This window comes from Mesorhizobium sp. M0293, assembly GCF_040321735.1.
Classification (GTDB): domain Bacteria; phylum Pseudomonadota; class Alphaproteobacteria; order Rhizobiales; family Rhizobiaceae; genus Mesorhizobium.
The window spans coordinates 1-14,713 of record NZ_JAMYSA010000132.1 but is presented as its reverse complement, the minus strand read 5'-3'; the positions used below and the strand labels follow the sequence as shown (position 1 = coordinate 14,713).

At 63.2% G+C, this 14,713-nt stretch carries 18 protein-coding genes; 10 read left to right on the top strand and 8 right to left on the bottom strand.

The annotated features are described in order from the left end of the window. The coding region (locus tag NKJ06_RS30470) for an ArsR/SmtB family transcription factor (RefSeq protein ID WP_352811757.1) at positions 1 to 226 on the bottom strand (226 nt) is incomplete at its 3' end. Positions 227 to 294: 68 nt separating this feature from the next. Between NKJ06_RS30470 and NKJ06_RS30465 the strand changes: the two genes are divergently transcribed. The 3 genes from NKJ06_RS30465 (at position 295) to NKJ06_RS30455 (ending at position 1,250) form a co-directional block, all read left to right on the top strand. Continuing rightward, positions 295 to 510 carry a DUF1127 domain-containing protein gene (locus NKJ06_RS30465; protein ID WP_352635521.1) on the top strand — a complete coding sequence of 72 codons (216 nt, stop codon included), beginning with the start codon at positions 295 to 297 and terminating at the stop codon, positions 508 to 510. 66 nt (positions 511 to 576) lie between these two features. After that, on the top strand, positions 577 to 909 hold the full coding sequence (locus NKJ06_RS30460) for an NIPSNAP family protein (RefSeq protein ID WP_019862263.1): 333 nt from the start codon (positions 577 to 579) through the stop codon (positions 907 to 909). After that, complete coding sequence (locus tag NKJ06_RS30455) at positions 906 to 1,250, top strand: antibiotic biosynthesis monooxygenase family protein (RefSeq protein ID WP_352635519.1); 345 nt, start codon at positions 906 to 908, stop codon at positions 1,248 to 1,250. The genes NKJ06_RS30460 and NKJ06_RS30455 overlap by 4 nt, the downstream gene beginning before the upstream one ends. A gap of 10 nt (positions 1,251 to 1,260) precedes the next feature. Here NKJ06_RS30455 and mbfA read toward each other — a convergent pair whose 3' ends face one another. Further along, positions 1,261 to 2,244, bottom strand: coding sequence for an iron exporter MbfA (gene mbfA / locus NKJ06_RS30450; RefSeq protein WP_352635517.1), 984 nt, complete (start codon positions 2,242 to 2,244; stop codon positions 1,261 to 1,263). A 175-nt stretch (positions 2,245 to 2,419) separates the two neighbouring features. Here mbfA and NKJ06_RS30445 point away from each other — a divergent pair, with 175 nt between their 5' ends. Further along, entirely contained in the window at positions 2,420 to 2,743 is a 324-nt protein-coding gene (locus NKJ06_RS30445) for a hypothetical protein (RefSeq protein ID WP_352635515.1), read from the top strand. A gap of 257 nt (positions 2,744 to 3,000) precedes the next feature. After that, a complete protein-coding gene (locus NKJ06_RS30440; protein WP_352635513.1) occupies positions 3,001 to 3,978 on the top strand; it encodes a threonine/serine dehydratase family protein in 978 nt (325 codons plus the stop codon). Between the two features lie 250 nt (positions 3,979 to 4,228). Here the strand turns inward: NKJ06_RS30440 and NKJ06_RS30435 are convergent, their stop codons facing one another. The 4 genes from NKJ06_RS30435 to NKJ06_RS30420 are packed head-to-tail and all read right to left on the bottom strand — an operon-like array spanning position 4,229 to position 7,926. Beyond that, positions 4,229 to 5,365, bottom strand: a complete 1,137-nt coding sequence (locus NKJ06_RS30435) for an ABC transporter permease (protein ID WP_352635512.1) — start codon at positions 5,363 to 5,365, stop codon at positions 4,229 to 4,231. Continuing rightward, on the bottom strand, positions 5,362 to 6,282 hold the full coding sequence (locus NKJ06_RS30430) for an ABC transporter ATP-binding protein (protein ID WP_352635510.1): 921 nt from the start codon (positions 6,280 to 6,282) through the stop codon (positions 5,362 to 5,364). The genes NKJ06_RS30435 and NKJ06_RS30430 overlap by 4 nt, the downstream gene beginning before the upstream one ends. Then, positions 6,279 to 7,232 (bottom strand): HlyD family secretion protein, encoded by a 954-nt coding sequence (locus NKJ06_RS30425; protein ID WP_352635508.1) that lies wholly within the window; start codon positions 7,230 to 7,232, stop codon positions 6,279 to 6,281. Before NKJ06_RS30425 ends, NKJ06_RS30430 begins: the two co-directional genes overlap by 4 nt. Positions 7,233 to 7,245: 13 nt before the next feature. Beyond that, a complete protein-coding gene (locus NKJ06_RS30420; RefSeq protein ID WP_352635506.1) occupies positions 7,246 to 7,926 on the bottom strand; it encodes a CerR family C-terminal domain-containing protein in 681 nt (226 codons plus the stop codon). Positions 7,927 to 8,030: 104 nt separating this feature from the next. Between NKJ06_RS30420 and NKJ06_RS30415 the strand changes: the two genes are divergently transcribed. From NKJ06_RS30415 to NKJ06_RS30405, 3 genes are read left to right on the top strand one after another with little or no spacing between them, the layout of a single operon-like run. After that, positions 8,031 to 8,504 (top strand): CYTH domain-containing protein, encoded by a 474-nt coding sequence (locus tag NKJ06_RS30415; protein WP_352635504.1) that lies wholly within the window; start codon positions 8,031 to 8,033, stop codon positions 8,502 to 8,504. Next, a complete protein-coding gene (locus NKJ06_RS30410) occupies positions 8,501 to 9,439 on the top strand; it encodes a CHAD domain-containing protein (RefSeq protein WP_352635502.1) in 939 nt (312 codons plus the stop codon). The genes NKJ06_RS30415 and NKJ06_RS30410 overlap by 4 nt, the downstream gene beginning before the upstream one ends. A 51-nt stretch (positions 9,440 to 9,490) precedes the next feature. Further along, on the top strand, positions 9,491 to 10,318 hold the full coding sequence (locus NKJ06_RS30405) for a YiiX/YebB-like N1pC/P60 family cysteine hydrolase (RefSeq protein ID WP_352635500.1): 828 nt from the start codon (positions 9,491 to 9,493) through the stop codon (positions 10,316 to 10,318). A 64-nt stretch (positions 10,319 to 10,382) separates the two neighbouring features. Here NKJ06_RS30405 and NKJ06_RS30400 read toward each other — a convergent pair whose 3' ends face one another. Beyond that, positions 10,383 to 11,588 carry an adenylate/guanylate cyclase domain-containing protein gene (locus tag NKJ06_RS30400; RefSeq protein ID WP_352635498.1) on the bottom strand — a complete coding sequence of 402 codons (1,206 nt, stop codon included), beginning with the start codon at positions 11,586 to 11,588 and terminating at the stop codon, positions 10,383 to 10,385. A gap of 235 nt (positions 11,589 to 11,823) precedes the next feature. Between NKJ06_RS30400 and NKJ06_RS30395 the strand changes: the two genes are divergently transcribed. Then, entirely contained in the window at positions 11,824 to 12,030 is a 207-nt protein-coding gene (locus NKJ06_RS30395) for a hypothetical protein (RefSeq protein ID WP_352635496.1), read from the top strand. 83 nt (positions 12,031 to 12,113) lie between these two features. On the opposite strand, the gene NKJ06_RS30390 is transcribed toward NKJ06_RS30395, so the two are convergent. Continuing rightward, on the bottom strand, positions 12,114 to 12,914 hold the full coding sequence (locus NKJ06_RS30390) for a helix-turn-helix domain-containing protein (RefSeq protein ID WP_352635495.1): 801 nt from the start codon (positions 12,912 to 12,914) through the stop codon (positions 12,114 to 12,116). Positions 12,915 to 13,026: 112 nt separating this feature from the next. On the opposite strand from NKJ06_RS30390, the gene NKJ06_RS30385 reads away from it, so the two are divergent. Next, positions 13,027 to 13,887 (top strand): SMP-30/gluconolactonase/LRE family protein, encoded by an 861-nt coding sequence (locus NKJ06_RS30385; RefSeq protein ID WP_352635494.1) that lies wholly within the window; start codon positions 13,027 to 13,029, stop codon positions 13,885 to 13,887. Positions 13,888 to 14,713: the final 826 nt, after the last annotated feature.

Below are 14,713 nucleotides of genomic sequence, written 5' to 3'. Positions count from 1 at the left end.
CGGCGAGGCCGTAATAGCGATGCCGGCCCGGGCTCGCCACGGTCAGCAGCCCGCCTTCCATCAGTTTGCCCAGATGCGAGCTGGCGGTCGGCAGCGAGACGCCGGCCTCAAGCGCCAGTTCGCTTGCCGTCAAAGCCGTGCCGCCCATCAGTGCGTTGAGCATGTTCGCCCGCGCCGGGTCACCGACCAGGCTGGCGATGCGGGCGATGTCGGGTCCTTCGCGCATAGTTCGTTCCCCATCGAAGCATTCATGTCAGATAACCACTATTCTCCGATCAGATCAAGGAGACGACAATGACCGCACGAACCGCTTCCCCCCCAGCACCGCTTCCCGGCCGTCAATCGTTCCCGTTCGTCACCTGGCTGCGCACGCGGCTGCTGGCCCGCTGGTATGACCGCCATTTGCAGCGTCTCGACCTTGCCGAGATCGACGATCATCTGCTGCGCGACCTTGGCCTGACACCGCAAGACGTGCGCCGCGAATGCGCGAAATCCTTCTGGCAGACCTAGCAGGCCGGGCAACACAATGTTTCGACGCCGCTCGAACTATCGACGCAGAAACCCAAGGAGACCACAATGACCATCACCTGCTTCATCCGCTACGAGATCGACCCGTTCGGCAAGGCGGCCTTCGAGGAGTATGCGCGCAACTGGGGCCAGGCCATTCCGCGCTGCGGCGCCGATTTGATCGGTTATTACGCACCGCATGAGGGCTCGGCGACGACCGCCTACGCCGCCTACAACATCGAGAACCTGGCGGCGTACGAAGCCTACCGGGCCCGGCTTGCCGCCGATCCCGCCGGCAAGGCAAACTACGAGTTCGCCAAGCGCGAGAGATTCATCCTGAAGGAGGACCGCATGTTCCTGAAGCACGTCTCCGGCCCGCACGCGAAACTGGTGCTGCCGTGATCGCCGTCATCTTCGAGGTCGAGCCGGCGGCGGGCAGGCGCGACGCCTATCTGAGCATCGCCGCCGACTTGCGGCCGCTGCTCGACGGCATAGACGGCTTTCTCTCCATCGAGCGCTTCCAGAGCCTGGTCGACCCGAACCGCATCCTGTCCTTGTCGTTCTGGCGCGATGAAGAGGCGGTGAAGGCCTGGCGCAACACCGAGGAACACCGGCAGGCGCAGAAAGCCGGCCGCGGCGGTATCTTTGCCGGCTACCGTCTGCGCATTGCGCATGTGGTGCGCGATTATGGGCTGACCGAGAGGGACGAGGCGCCGCAGGATAGTCGGGCAGTGAATGGGTGAGTGAAGCTGGTCACGCATTCCCGATCAACACACCCGCCGCGAACACCAGGGCGCCGCCCAGCACCACCTGGAAGGCGGCACGCAGGAAGGGCGTCTGCATGTAGCGGTTCTGGACGAAGGCAATCGCCCACAGTTCGAAGAACACCACGACTGCCGCGACACCTGTCGCCGTCCAGAAATGCGGGATGAGATAGGGCAATGCGTGGCCAAGGCCACCCGCCGACGTCATGACGCCGGTGGTGATGCCGCGTTTTATCGGCGAACCACGGCCTGACAGTTTGCCGTCGTCGGAAGCCACTTCGGTGAAGCCCATCGAAATGCCGGCGCCGATCGAGGCGGCAAGCCCGACCAGAAAGGTCTGCCAGGTGTCATGCGTGGCGAAAGCGGCGGCGAAGATCGGCGCCAGCGTCGACACCGAGCCGTCCATCAACCCGGCAAGCCCCGGCTGCACATAGGTGAGGATGAACTGGCGCTGCTCGGCGGCCGCCTCTTCGTCCTTCACTTCGCCCGGCACGTGCTTTTGCTCCAGGCGCTGCGCCAGCGTCTCATGACCCTGTTCCGCCAACGCCAGATCGTCGAGCAGTTTCCGGGTCGAGGCATCCGTAGTGCGCTTGGCTGCCTCGACGTAGAACAGATAGGCCTGCCGCTCCATCGCCTCGGCCTGGCTGCGCACATGCTCGATGCCAAGGGGTCTCACCAGCCAGTCGGGCTTGCGCTCGTAATAACCCTTCACATGTTCGCGCCGGATCAGCGGAATGCGCTCTCCGAAACGATCGCGGAAGAGCTCGATCAGCGCATCGCGATGGCCATCCTCCTCCTCGGCCATCTCCTCGAACACTTTTGCCGATTGCGGAAAGGTGTCGGCCAGTCCGTCGGCGTAGGCCCGGTAGATACGACCGTCGTCTTCCTCGGACGAAATGGCCAGCGCCAGGATTTCTTTTTCGGAGAGCGATTCGAAGGAACGGCGGCCGAAGCCGAAGACGCGGGAAAGCATGAGGAATTCACCCTAGTTTAGAATAGTTCTAAACTAGGGTTTGGCGCGCCTTCGGTCAATCGCGCGCTTGGGTCGCGGTCAAGAATTGTTGAAGCCCGCGCGCGAAGCAAGGCCTTCACTATCAGTGAATGTTCACCTATATGACTGAGCCAAGCCAGGAACAAGGAGCCCGCAGATGACGGCGACAAAGCCTCCGCACCCCTATGATCCCAAGCCCGTTCTCGATCTCATCGCCAGCATCGAGGCCGACCTGCAGCGCCTGAAAGGCCTGGTCGAACAGCAGGTCGAGAAATTCGATCCCGCCAACCCGCACAACAAAGCCCCGGACGGGAAACTGACCGAGGAAGGCGTCGAGTGCTGCTACCGCATGTTCGACGAAGGCAAGTCGCGTTATTCAGTCGCCCAGCAGATGAAGATTTCATTCGCCGCCGCCAGCCACCGGTTCAACAACTGGCGCAAGCTGGGTGGGAGCAAGAGGCAGAGGACGCTGTTGGGATGAGAGCCCGGTTCGCCGCAGGCGAATTGAAAGGTCCGGTGGACCTTTCAAAGGGCTCGAACCGGGGAGCTGCCGTAGGCAGCTGGCCCCCGGCTGAGCATTCGACCGCAGCGGAGCGAGATGTCCGGCAGGACAGGGGGGCGTGCAGCCGTGGCGTTGGCAGCCGCCCCGCCAAACTTTGTAACGGTCACATTTTTTCATTGGTGCGCTGACCGCCTTTCCGTGCACCATGGCCGGACCACATCTTTGCAGGACCCGCCATGACCACCCCTCCCGGCATTGCCGATATCCACGCCGCCGCCACGCGTCTCTCCGGCCTGATCGTCGAAACCCCCTTGATCGAATCGCAGGAGCTGAACAAGCGCTTCGGCGCCCGCATACTGTTCAAGCCGGAGACGCTGCAGCGCACCGGCTCGTTCAAATTCCGCGGCGCCTATAACAAGCTGTCGTCGCTCAGCGAAGAGGAACGCAGCGGGGGCGTCGTTGCCTTCTCGTCGGGCAACCATGCGCAAGGCGTCGCGGCATCGGCGGCGATGTTCGGCGTCAAGGCGGTCATCGCCATGCCGGCCGACGCGCCGGCGATGAAGATCGCCAATGTCCGCAAGATGGGGGCGGAAGTGGTGCCGTTCGATCGCTTTCGCGACGACCGCATGACTGTGATCCGCCCTTATCTCGAAAAGGGTATGGTGCTGGTACCGCCCTTCGACGACCCGGCCATCATTGCCGGCCAGGGCACGATCGGCCTCGAATTGATGCGCCAGGCAAAAGCGCTTGGCGTCAGCCTCGACGCGGTTGTCGTACCCTGCGGCGGTGGCGGCCTGTCGAGCGGCATTTCCGTCGCCGTCAAGGACGCCTCGCCCGCCACCGCGGTGTGGGCGGTGGAACCCGAGTATTTCGACGACACCCGACGCTCGCTGGCCGCGGGCGCCAGGGTTTCGAACGAGCCCGGCCATGCCTCGATCTGCGACGCGATCCTGACCGCCGAACCCGGCCTGATCACCTTCGAGATCAACCGCAGGAACCTTGCCGGCGGCATCGCCGTCTCCGACAAGGCGACCGCGCAGGCGATGCGCGATGCCATGGCCTATCTCAAGCTGGTGGTCGAGCCCGGCGGCTGCGTGGCGCTGGCGGCACTGTCATCGGGCGAGATCGCGCTATCCGGCAAATGCGTTGCCGTGGTGCTGTCCGGCGGCAATGTCGATTTCGGAACGTATGCCGGGATCATGGCGGCGGCGTAGGCAGGGCGACAGGCGGCGCTGAATGACCGCTGTAGCGATCCTTCACACCCCCCTCTGGCCTGCCGGCCATCTCCCCCGCAAGGGGGGAGATCGATGCCACCAATGCTTTCGCCAATTACCAGCGTTGCAGAGATGGCCGGAACGCCGAAGCTGCCAATCTCCCTCCTTGCGGGGGAGATGCCCGGCAGGGCAGAGGGGGGTGCTGACCCGCCGGCATTCAAGACTTCTGCACCGCAGAGGCGCTCGATGTCTAATCCAGCGTCCGCCTGAACCGCACCAGTGCGATGCCGGCAAACAACGCCACGAACACCACCAGCCAGCCGATCTCCGTTGCCACCGCCGGCAGTTCGGCACCTTTCAGCATAACCGCGCGGATGATGCGCAGGAAATGTGTCAGCGGCAGGATCTCGCCGAAGATTTGCGCCCAGCCCGGCATGCCGCGATAAGGGAACATGAAGCCGGACAGCATGATCGACGGCAGGAAGAAGAAGAAGGTGAGCTGCAGCGCCTGCATCTGCGTGCGGGCGATGGTCGAGATCGTATAGCCGAGCAGCACCAGCGCCAGCACGAAGATCAGCACGGCGGTCAAGAGCAGTGACATCGAGCCGGTGAAGGGGATGGCGAACAGAAGCTTCGCCGCCGCCAGCACCACGACCACCTGCACGGCGCCGACCGCCAGATAGGGCAGCACCTTGCCCAGCATGATCTCGAGCGGGCTCGACGGCATCGCCAAAAGGTTCTCCATCGTGCCACGCTCGGTCTCTCGCGTCAGTGCGATCGAGGTCATCATCACCATGGTCATCTGCAGGATGACGCCGAGCAGGCCGGGCACGATGTTGTATTGCGAGATGCCTTCGGGATTGTAGCGCCGGTGCACCACCACTTCGAGCTGGCCAAGCGCCGCCTCGGCGGCGGCCTCCTGCATGCCGCGCGCCCGAAGCAGAGCCTGGCTGGCCACGGTGCCGAGCGTCGAGATGGCACCGCTGGCGACGGCCGGGTCGGTGGCGTCGGCCTCGATCAGGATCTGCGGGCTGTCGCCGCGTTCGACACGCCGGGCGAAATCGGCGGGGATGGTAACGACGAAGGCGACATCGCCGCGCGCCATCAGGAACTCGGCCTCTTCGGCACTTCGCGCGACATGGTCGAAGCGATAATAGCCGGTGGTCTGCAGCGCCGAAACCATGGCCCGCGTGTAGGGGTCGCTGCTCGTCGCCACGAGTGCTGCCGGCAAGCTTTTGGGGTCGTTGTTGATGGCGTAGCCGAACAGCACCAGCTGCATCAGCGGCACGCCGAGCATCATGGCAAAGGTGATGCGGTCGCGCCGCATCTGGATGAATTCCTTGATCAGCAGCGCACCAAGCCGGGCGAAGGACAAGACGTTGTTCATGCCATGTTGTCCTTCGAGCCGGACATGAACTGGATGAAGACATCTTCCAGGCTGGTTTCGCCGGGCGAAACTTTCACGCCCTTGTGCTGCTTTTCGACATCGGCGAGCGCTGCTTCCAGCTTCTTCTTGTCGGAGCCGACGACATGCAGCGTCGCGCCGAACGGCGCCACCTGGTCAACGCCGGGCCGGCCCTGAAGCGCTTCGGCCACCTGGTCGAGCCGCGGACCCTGCAGAACGTACGTGGTCAGCCCAGCGTTCTTCACCACCTCGGCGACGGTGCCGGTGGCCAGCATCTTGCCATAGGAGATATAGCTGATGCGGTGGCAGCGCTCGGCCTCGTCCATGTAGTGGGTAGAGACCAGCACGGTCAGCCCGCCGCTGGCGAGGCGATGGATCTCGTCCCAGAATTCGCGCCGCGCCTTCGGATCGACGCCGGCCGTCGGCTCGTCGAGCAGCAGCAATTTCGGCTTGTGCATGATGCAGGCGGCGAGCGCCAGACGCTGCTTCCAGCCGCCCGACAAGGTGCCTGCGAGCTGGTTGCGGCGCGTGGTGAGGCCGAGGTCTTCAAGCGTCCCGGCGACATGCTCTTCGACCGGCTTCAGCCTATAGAGCCGTGCCACGAATTCGAGATTCTCGCCGATCGTCAGGTCCTCGTAGAACGAGAATTTCTGCGTCATGTAGCCGACTTCGCGTTTGATGCGCAGGCTGTCGGTGCGGATGTTGAAGCCAAGCACCGTGCCTTCGCCTTCGTCGGGCGTCAGTAGGCCGCACATGATGCGGATGGTGGTGGTCTTGCCCGAACCGTTGGGCCCGAGAAAACCGACGATCTCGCCTTCGGCGACCGTCATCGTCACATGGTCGACGACGGTCTTGTCGCCAAAACGCTTGACCAGGCCATGGACGTCGATGACGTTCATTTTGCGCTGTCCGCCAGATCGACATCGACGATCTGGCCCGGCTGCAGCGGGCCGGCATCGCCCTCGGGCCGTGCCTCGACGAGGTAGACCAGCTTCTGCCGGTTCTCCAAGGAGTAGATCACCGGCGGGGTGAATTCGGGATCGGGCGAGACGTAGCTGACCCGCGCCTTCACATCCGGGCCGCAGCCGTCGCAATGGACGCCGAGCAAGGTGCCGACCTTGACCGAGGAGAAGGCGCTCTCCGGAATGTAGACGCTAAGCTTCACCGCGCCGTCGGGCAGGATCGAAATGACAGGCGCGGTCGGACCTGATGTGTCGCCCGGATTGCGGATGACATCGTTGACGCGGCCTGGCGAGGGCGCTGCCAGCACGCGCTTCGACAGCCGCCACTGCGCCTGCTCCAAGGTCGCCTGCGCCTGCTTGACCTGATTGTCGGCGGCCTTGATTGTTTCGGGCCGCGCCGGCAGGCCGCCGACGGCGAGATTGGCACTGGCCTGGCCGACCTGCGCATTGGCCGTCTCCAGCGTCGCCGACGCAGTGTCGAAATCGGCCTGCGTGCCGGCGCCGCGCTTGAACAGATCGGCGGCGCGGTCGAATTTGCGCTTGGCATCGGCGGCCTGGGCACTGGCCATGTCGAGCTCGGCCTTCAGCACCGCGATCTCTTCCGGCCGTTTGCCGATCTGCAGGTCGGCCAACTGCGCCTGCGCCTGGGCAAGCCCGGCCTCGGCCTGCGCCACCGCGATCTTCATATCGGCACTTTCCAGCGTCACCACGGTCGCGCCGGGCGCCACACGGTCGCCGCGTTTCACGGTGACGGTCTCGACCTGCGCCACCTCGATCGGCGCCAGCAGCACATAGTCGCCCTCGACATAGCCGACGGCCAGCGGGGCAGCCGGGGCACAGGCCGAGAAGAGCTGCGCGGCGAGCGGCAGCGAACACAGAAAGCTCATGGTCTTTGCCCCTTCATCCTTGCCTCTTCCTGGCAGCCAGTATGGCCTTGAGATTGCCCGATGTGGCCGCCACCACCTTGGCGGCCTCGGCGGCGCCGATGTCGTGCCAGCCCATGCGGCGCATCACCGCCTCGCGGCCGATGCGGAAATAGATGACCTGGCCGATCAGCGTGAACACGGTGAGCCTTGTGGCCTCGCTTTCGGCCGGCTCGCCTGTCGCCTGTTCCCAGAGCTGGCACATCCGGCGATGCGTCGGCTCGAAGACGCCGTCATAGATGCGGTCGAGGGCCGCCGTCGGATGCGAAAGCTCGCGCAGCAGGAACTGCACGATCTCGCCGGCCTGCGGACTTGCCACGACAAAGCCGACCATCCGCTCCAGCGCCGCGAAGAGTTGGGCCTGCGCCGCCTCGGGACTGCCCCGCGCGGTTGCCTGCATATTGCCGAGCGCCTGGCCGGCAACCGTCTGGACGGTTTCGACGATAAAGTCGGCGGCGGCGGTGCGAAGACCCTCCTTGCCGCCGAAATGATAGGCGATCGAACCGATATTGGCGTGCGCCTCCGCGGCAATCTCGCGCGTCGAGGTGCCGTCAAAACCCTTTCGGCCGAATAGTTTCAGCGCCGCCCGCACAAGAGCCGCACGCGTCATCTCGGTCGGCTCGCGACGAGGGCTTTGGGGGTCGGGCGACTTTGCCATGAGCGGTATTTAATCAATCGATTGATTAAAGTCAACCCGTGAGCGCCAACTTGTGTACGCCATTGTCTTGCCATGGACGGCGGCAACCGCTTTAGTGCGCGGCCATGGGCAAGGAAATCGAACGCAAATTCCTGGTCTCCAGCACCGCATGGCTAGAACTGGCCGAGGCGGATATCCGCATCCAGCAGTTCTATCTCGCCGCCGGCCCCGGGCGCACGGTGCGCGTGCGCATCAGCGATGGCACTTCCGCCAAGCTGACGCTGAAATTCGGCAGCAAGGCGCGCGAGCGCGACGAATTCGAATATTCGATCCCGCTGTCGGAGGCGGTGGAGATGCTGGATTTCGCCATCGGACGTGTCATCGAGAAGACACGTCACCATGTTAGGCATCGCGGCTATCTCTATGAAGTCGATGTTTTTGGCGGGTCGCTTGCGGGACTTGTGGTCGCCGAACTCGAGACGCCGGAGGACGTGCCGGACGAAATGCTGCCTGACTGGCTCGGCCGTGAAGTCACCGGTGAGCAGAAATTCTACAACGCGTCGCTCGCCCTCGGGGGGATACCGGAGATCGCCGCATGAGCTTTCGCATCGATCCGCGCCTGCCGCTGACCGGCGAGGTCAGGCGTATCCTTGCCGAGGAAATCGGCAAGGCGCTGCATCATCTTGATGCCGCGCGTAGCCGGCCGGAGCAGGCGCTGCACAAATGCCGCAAGCGGCTGAAGAACGCGCGTGCCCTGCTGCGTCTCGTTCGTTCCGGTGACGAAACATTCTGCGAGACCGAAAACCAGTGCTACCGCAACGTGGCGGCTCTGCTTGCCGGCCCGCGCGAAGCGACGGCGTTGATCGAGACCATCGACCGGCTGGCGGCAAGCTTTCCCAAAGAGAGCGCCGACGATCGGTTGGGCGCGGTGCGCGACAGGCTGATCGCCCACCAGCATGAAATGCATGAGGGCAGCGGGCTCGAAGCGGCGATCGGTGCCGCAGCGGCCGCTTGCGAGGACGGCCTCAAGCGGATCGAAAGCCTTGCCTTGCCCGATCAGCCGGAACAGGCCGCCGACGTGCTAGCCGAAGGCGCCCGCATCACCTTGCGCCGTGCTAGGAAGGCACTCGACAAAGCAGGATCGCGCGGCGAAGCCAATGATTTCCACGATCTGCGCAAGGCGGCCAAGACCCACGGCATGCATCTGTCGCTGCTCGGCAGGCTGTGGCCGACGCCGATCAAGGCCCGGCGCAAGGCCGTCGACGAACTGGGCGAGCGGCTGGGCGACCTGCACGACGTGCTGGTGATGCGCGCTTTGCTCGAGGCCGATGACCGCCCGCTCGGACCGCCCGAGGACACGAAGCTCCTGGGCAAGCTTTTGAAGCGGTCGGAGAAGCAGCTGAAAAAGAGCTGTCTGGCCGAGGCGGCCGAACTGTTCGGCGACAGCCCCAAACGCTCGGCGAAAAAGCTAGCCCGCAAGGCGCGCGACGATCTGGCTCCTCCGCCGGAAGACGCAGGTGCCGCGGCTGGCTGACCGACGTGCGGCTGGCGCCCAGCCGCCCGCCTATGCTAATCGCCATAGGACATGACCGAGCCCGGCGACACGCTTCTGGATCGACTTGGCCGCTGGCTTGCCGGCCGGCTGCAGGAAGAATCTTCCGGCTACGAGCCCTATACGCCGTCCGATGCCGAGACGCTGCGCCGCACGCTTGAGCCCGGCGACATCCTGCTGATTGAGGGCAACCAGAAGATCTCGGCGGCGATCAAGTACCTGACCCAGTCGACCTGGTCGCATGCGGCCTTCTATGTGGGCGACGCGCTGGCCGAACCGGACGACGGAACGGAGCGGCGACGGCTGATCGAGGTGACGATCGGCGAAGGCTGCATCGCCGTGCCGTTGTCGCGCTATCGCACCTACAACACCCGCATCTGCCGGGCGAGCGGGCTGGCCCCGGAGGACCGTGACAAGGTCGTCGCCTTCATGGTCAGCAAACTCGGCCTGAAATACGACCTCAAGAACATTTTCGACATGCTGCGGTTTTTCTTCCCGACGCCGCCGGTGCCGGTGCGCTGGCGGCGCCGCATGCTGGCCTTCGGCTCCGGCGACCCGACACGGGCGATCTGCTCGACGCTGATCGCCGAGGCCTATGGCCAGATCCGCTATCCGATCCTTCCCGAGATCACCCGTGCGCCCGGCCGCGCTTCGGCGCAGTCGAATTATTCGCGCAAGGAAATCCTGCACATCCGCCACCACTCGCTCTACACGCCGCGCGATTTCGACCTGTCGCCCTATTTCCGCATCGTCAAACCGACGCTGGAATATGGTTTCGACTACCGGCAGATGGTCTGGGACGACAAGGCAAGCACAGACGCCGCAGCCGCAAAGGCTGGCGCAATCGCCTCAGACACGTGATGGCCCCTATGGCGCGGCCTACCGCTATCCAGCCGAGGTGCAGGCGTTTCACATGGCGGCCTTATCACGCCGAAACCGCAATAGCATCCTGGTTTTCGGCTCCGTGTTCGACCCAGACATGGACCGGTTCGTCCCGGCCGCGGATGCTCACCGGTCCATGATCGCGCGCATTCAACTGTGTCGTGGGCGATTCCGCCTTCGCGGCCTCAATTAGTCGTGACCCAAAGCAAATATTCGCCTGAAGCTCACGGCAGAGCGACTGCAAACGGCTGGCGACGTTGACGGTGTCGCCCACCACCGCGAAGGACAGATTGCGCTCACTGCCGACCGCGCCGATGACCACTGCGCCATATTGTGCACCGATCCGAACGTCCAGCGGCGGGTATCCCCTGGACACCCGCTGTACATTCCAGTCTTCGAGAGCGGCGACCATCGCTTCAGCACACTGGATGGCCCGAGTCGCGTCGTCATGGCTGGCTTGCGGAACCCCGAATGTCGCCATGATGCAATCGCCGATATAGTTGTCGACGGTGCCACGGTGGTCGAAAACGACCTGTTCCATGCGACGGTGGAACTGACGCAGAAGTTCGAACACTGCTTCGGCCGGATGATCCTCGGAATAGTGTGTGAAGCCGACGATGTCGGCGAACAGCACCGCGATATCCTGCCGGCGGACCGGGCCGAAGGGCTCGTCATCGGTGGCGAGCTGGTCGACGACATTGGGCGAAAAGTGCCGGGCGAGATTGGCGCGGGCGCGCTCTGCCTTGACATAGTCTTCCGACAGATGTCGGGAACGATAGACGACCAGCGCCATGATCGCGCCGATAATCAGCACAACCAAGACGTTGGTCGCCTGCGCAAATGTATCGACGAAATTGGGGTTGAGATAAAGGTTCAGTCGCTCTGTCATCGGCAGGGAATAGAGGTTCGTCGCCGGAATGACGGTTCCCGGATGAGAAATCACCCATCCCACCCCGATCGCCCATGTCAAGGCCGCGAGCGCGCCGAGATAGAGCGCCAATCGTGTCGAAAGGGTCAGCGCGCCGAGGCATACGAAAATCAGCAGGAATTTGAAGCTGCCCTCGCGCAGTTGCATCGCGGCCGGCGCGACCTCCAGGGAAAACGGGTTGGGCGTTACCAGCAGAACGGTCAACAGAATGATGTCCAGCGTACCGACGAGGTAACCGATCCACCATCGCGCCGTGCGACGGCGCGCAAAGAGAAACTGGATCAGGCCGACGAGCTGGAACAGCACGAGGCCCGCCAGCACGAAGAGCAGCGAAGCATCCCAGTGGCTGATCAATGAAAGGAAGCAGGAGATCACAGCGAGCGATGCCGTACGGGCCCAGAACTGCAATGCAGCACCCTGGCGTTCTGCGCGCGCTCGCAAATTTTTCAGGCGCGAATAGCGGCGAAGTTCAAGTGTTGGCGCGGTCGGCATAGGATCACTTCGATTTCACGGGGCACGCATTCGGCAAACCCGACCTCTACAGCCTGGCAAATCAGTGCGCGAACTCTATCATGAATGTGATTTCATTTCTGAACCGCGGCTGCAAAGAGCAAAAATGTCCGGACAAAAGATCATGGTGAAAACCGAAGCAGGACAGGCGGAGGCTTCCCTGTTCAGGTCACCAAAAACCGCAGCGCCCGGTGTCATTCTCTACATGGATGCGTTCAGCCCGCGGCCGGCGCTGGGCGCAATGGCGGAATGACTGGCTGCAGAGGGCTATACCGTGTTGGTGCCGGATCTGTTCTATCCCAGCGTGCCCTATCCTGCTCGGGATGATTGGCCGTATCAGGCCGGTAGCGGGCGGCGTCCCTTTGCGGGAGCGGCGGGCCGATCGAACGCGCCGGCATCTCGCGGATGCGGCCGGATCGGCATGATCGCCGGAAATGGCGTTGCACCAAAGGCAAACGTCCATTTGTAGCCGACCAGCCCGTCTTCTGGTGTGGTGTGCTGGTCGTGATGGGCCAGCAGTTTGGCGCGATCGGCGAGGTCCTGCGCCTCGCGCCGCACCATCTCCGCCGTCTCCGGCCGCATCCGCCTGCTAAAGCTGACGAAGGTCGCTTCGTTCTCGATATGGGTGATGGCCCAGCCGATGAAGTTCTTGTTGGTCATCTCGAACAGCGGCCGCAGTGGCCCCTCGAAATTCCACTGAATCGGCGTCTCGACCAGCAATCTCGCCGACAGACCCCGGCCGAGCGCGATCAGGCCGAGCTCCTCCAGATCGCGCAGATAAAGGAACATCGAGGCCTCGCTCAGGCCTTGCGAGCGCATGATGCCCTCGGGCGTGAATTTTTCCGACAGCATGACGAAGATGAACAGCAGTGCCGGCCGGCCGGCGAGCTTGCGCTCGATCTCCGGCGCGATGTGGTTGACCGGCCCCGGACCCCTGTTCATCGAGCCAAGCACGTTTTCGAGCTCGACCCCGGCGGCAGCGCAGATCTCCATCAGCCGGTCGAGCTTGCAGTTGCGCTCGTGGAAGATGCGCTTCACCGTCGGTTCGGAAACGCCCATGCGTTCGGCAAGTTCGCGGTAGGTGACGCCCTTCGCCTTGAGCGTCCGCTTCAGCGCGTCGAAGATCAGGCCGTTCATGGAATGCACCTCTTGCCGGCGGTTTCGTATCGACTTTCGATACTAGTACTAATCGGCCTTTCGCAAAAGTATCGAAAATCATAGCTCTCCGCCGTCATCACAGGAGACAGCCATGAACAGCTTCACCATTTCAGCGTTTCTCGTCACGATCGGCATCGCGGCGGCGCCCGCCGCCGAGGCCAGCGAACTCTGGCGCGCCACGGGCCTCGAGCAGCCGGAATCGGCCCTGTTCGACGCCGACAACAACCGCATCATTGTCTCCAACATCGTCGGCAATCCCGGCGAGGCCGACGGCAACGGTTATCTCAGCGTGCTGTCCTTGGACGGCAAGACGGTCACCCAACACTGGACCGACGGCATGGACGCACCCAAGGGCATGACAATATCGGGCGGCAAGCTCTATGTCGCCGACATCACCAAGGTTCGCGTCGTCGATCTCGCCAGCGGCAAACTCGTCGCCAGCGTTGCGGTGCCGAACACCGTCTTCCTGAACGACGTGACATCGGACCGATCAGGCATGGTCTATGTCACCGACATGCTGGCCGACACGATCTACCGCATCGACGGCGACCGGCCAGAGCTGTTCGTCAAGGACGAAATGCTCGCTTCGCCCAACGGCATCTTCGCCGAAGGCGACCGGCTGATCGTGGCGTCCTGGGGCAAGGGCATCAAGTCCGATTTCAGCACGGCGGAGCCGGGCGGTCTGCTGTCGGTCGATATCGCCACAAAGGCGGTTTCGCCCTTGCCGGGCGCGCAGAAATTCGCCGACCTCGACGGCGTCATTGCCATCGGCGATACCATCTACGCCACCGCCTACATGACCGGCACGCTCTATCGCTATCATGCCGGCGGCGCGCCGGAAGCGGTGGCGCATTTCAAGCCGGGCAGCGCCGATATCGGCACCGACGGCAAGTCGGTCCTCTATGTGCCGCTGATGAACGAGGGCGAGGTTGCGGCGCTGAAGCTCGACTGAGAGCCATAATCGGCGCCTCAGAACCTATCTTCGACACGTTCGCCAACAGCCGTGACATGGACTGTCGTTCGTCGGCGACAAACGCCAACTCGACCTCGTATCGTGGCTAATAAACGACGTCCCCCCGATCGGCCCACCTTGTGCCAAAGGAGCAGCTTACACGCGCAGCATGTAACTCAACGTGGGAGAAGTAGAGAGATCTTGGCACGAGGTGCGAAAAAACAACGCAAGTACAGCTGATTGGTTACGGCGTAGGCATTCTCGCAGATATGGTATTGGTCGTCCGGGGATTCCTGTACACGGTCCCGTGGGATGATAAAATTATGCGGCAAGTAAATGTAACCACCGTCGACCCTTAACCGCACCGAAGAGCGAGGTATGGCGCGGCAATCAGACCCGCCGCAACACTTGAATTTCATCTGCGGATCAATCTTGTCTTCGTACCAATCGTGGGCGCTAGCGGCCGTTGCCGCAGCGATACACATTGCCGTGAAGATGAACCTCCGCATGGCATTCCTCAGGTATCTGGCAGGCGCTGCTCCTTCGGGCGTCTATGTATATTAGCCTCCCATTAAAAATACCATTGGCCTTCGACTGACCAACGCAGTTCCAGCAAGCGACGCTTGCAAGTGAAGATCGCAAAGTGTGGAAACGAACATTCGAAAGCCGCTCGTGCGAAAAGCCGCTGCGCTCCAGGAGCGGACAGCTTGCGCACAGATTCCAGCGTCTTGTTTGGGCCGGAGAACGAACCCGCTGCGCGGGAAGGCGCCTGCGGTTGAGGTAGGGATCAAGAACCGGTCGTCGCGCTCGCGTTGAGCGTCGTTCG

What these genes read in the sequence shown, in the direction of transcription:
- NKJ06_RS30435 (WP_352635512.1), bottom strand. Translation starts at nt 5,365, where the DNA reads ATGAACAACGTCTTGTCCTTCGCCCGGCTTGGTGCGCTGCTGATCAAG.
- NKJ06_RS30430 (WP_352635510.1), bottom strand. Translation starts at nt 6,282, where the DNA reads ATGAACGTCATCGACGTCCATGGCCTGGTCAAGCGTTTTGGCGACAAG.
- NKJ06_RS30390 (WP_352635495.1), bottom strand. Translation starts at nt 12,914, where the DNA reads ATGAACGGCCTGATCTTCGACGCGCTGAAGCGGACGCTCAAGGCGAAG.
- NKJ06_RS30460 (WP_019862263.1), top strand. Translation starts at nt 577, where the DNA reads ATGACCATCACCTGCTTCATCCGCTACGAGATCGACCCGTTCGGCAAG.
- NKJ06_RS30385 (WP_352635494.1), top strand. Translation starts at nt 13,027, where the DNA reads ATGAACAGCTTCACCATTTCAGCGTTTCTCGTCACGATCGGCATCGCG.
- NKJ06_RS30410 (WP_352635502.1), top strand. Translation starts at nt 8,501, where the DNA reads ATGAGCTTTCGCATCGATCCGCGCCTGCCGCTGACCGGCGAGGTCAGG.
- NKJ06_RS30465 (WP_352635521.1), top strand. Translation starts at nt 295, where the DNA reads ATGACCGCACGAACCGCTTCCCCCCCAGCACCGCTTCCCGGCCGTCAA.
- NKJ06_RS30405 (WP_352635500.1), top strand. Translation starts at nt 9,491, where the DNA reads ATGACCGAGCCCGGCGACACGCTTCTGGATCGACTTGGCCGCTGGCTT.
- mbfA (WP_352635517.1), bottom strand. Translation starts at nt 2,244, where the DNA reads ATGCTTTCCCGCGTCTTCGGCTTCGGCCGCCGTTCCTTCGAATCGCTC.
- NKJ06_RS30415 (WP_352635504.1), top strand. Translation starts at nt 8,031, where the DNA reads ATGGGCAAGGAAATCGAACGCAAATTCCTGGTCTCCAGCACCGCATGG.
- NKJ06_RS30420 (WP_352635506.1), bottom strand. Translation starts at nt 7,926, where the DNA reads ATGGCAAAGTCGCCCGACCCCCAAAGCCCTCGTCGCGAGCCGACCGAG.
- NKJ06_RS30440 (WP_352635513.1), top strand. Translation starts at nt 3,001, where the DNA reads ATGACCACCCCTCCCGGCATTGCCGATATCCACGCCGCCGCCACGCGT.
- NKJ06_RS30425 (WP_352635508.1), bottom strand. Translation starts at nt 7,232, where the DNA reads ATGAGCTTTCTGTGTTCGCTGCCGCTCGCCGCGCAGCTCTTCTCGGCC.
- NKJ06_RS30445 (WP_352635515.1), top strand. Translation starts at nt 2,420, where the DNA reads ATGACGGCGACAAAGCCTCCGCACCCCTATGATCCCAAGCCCGTTCTC.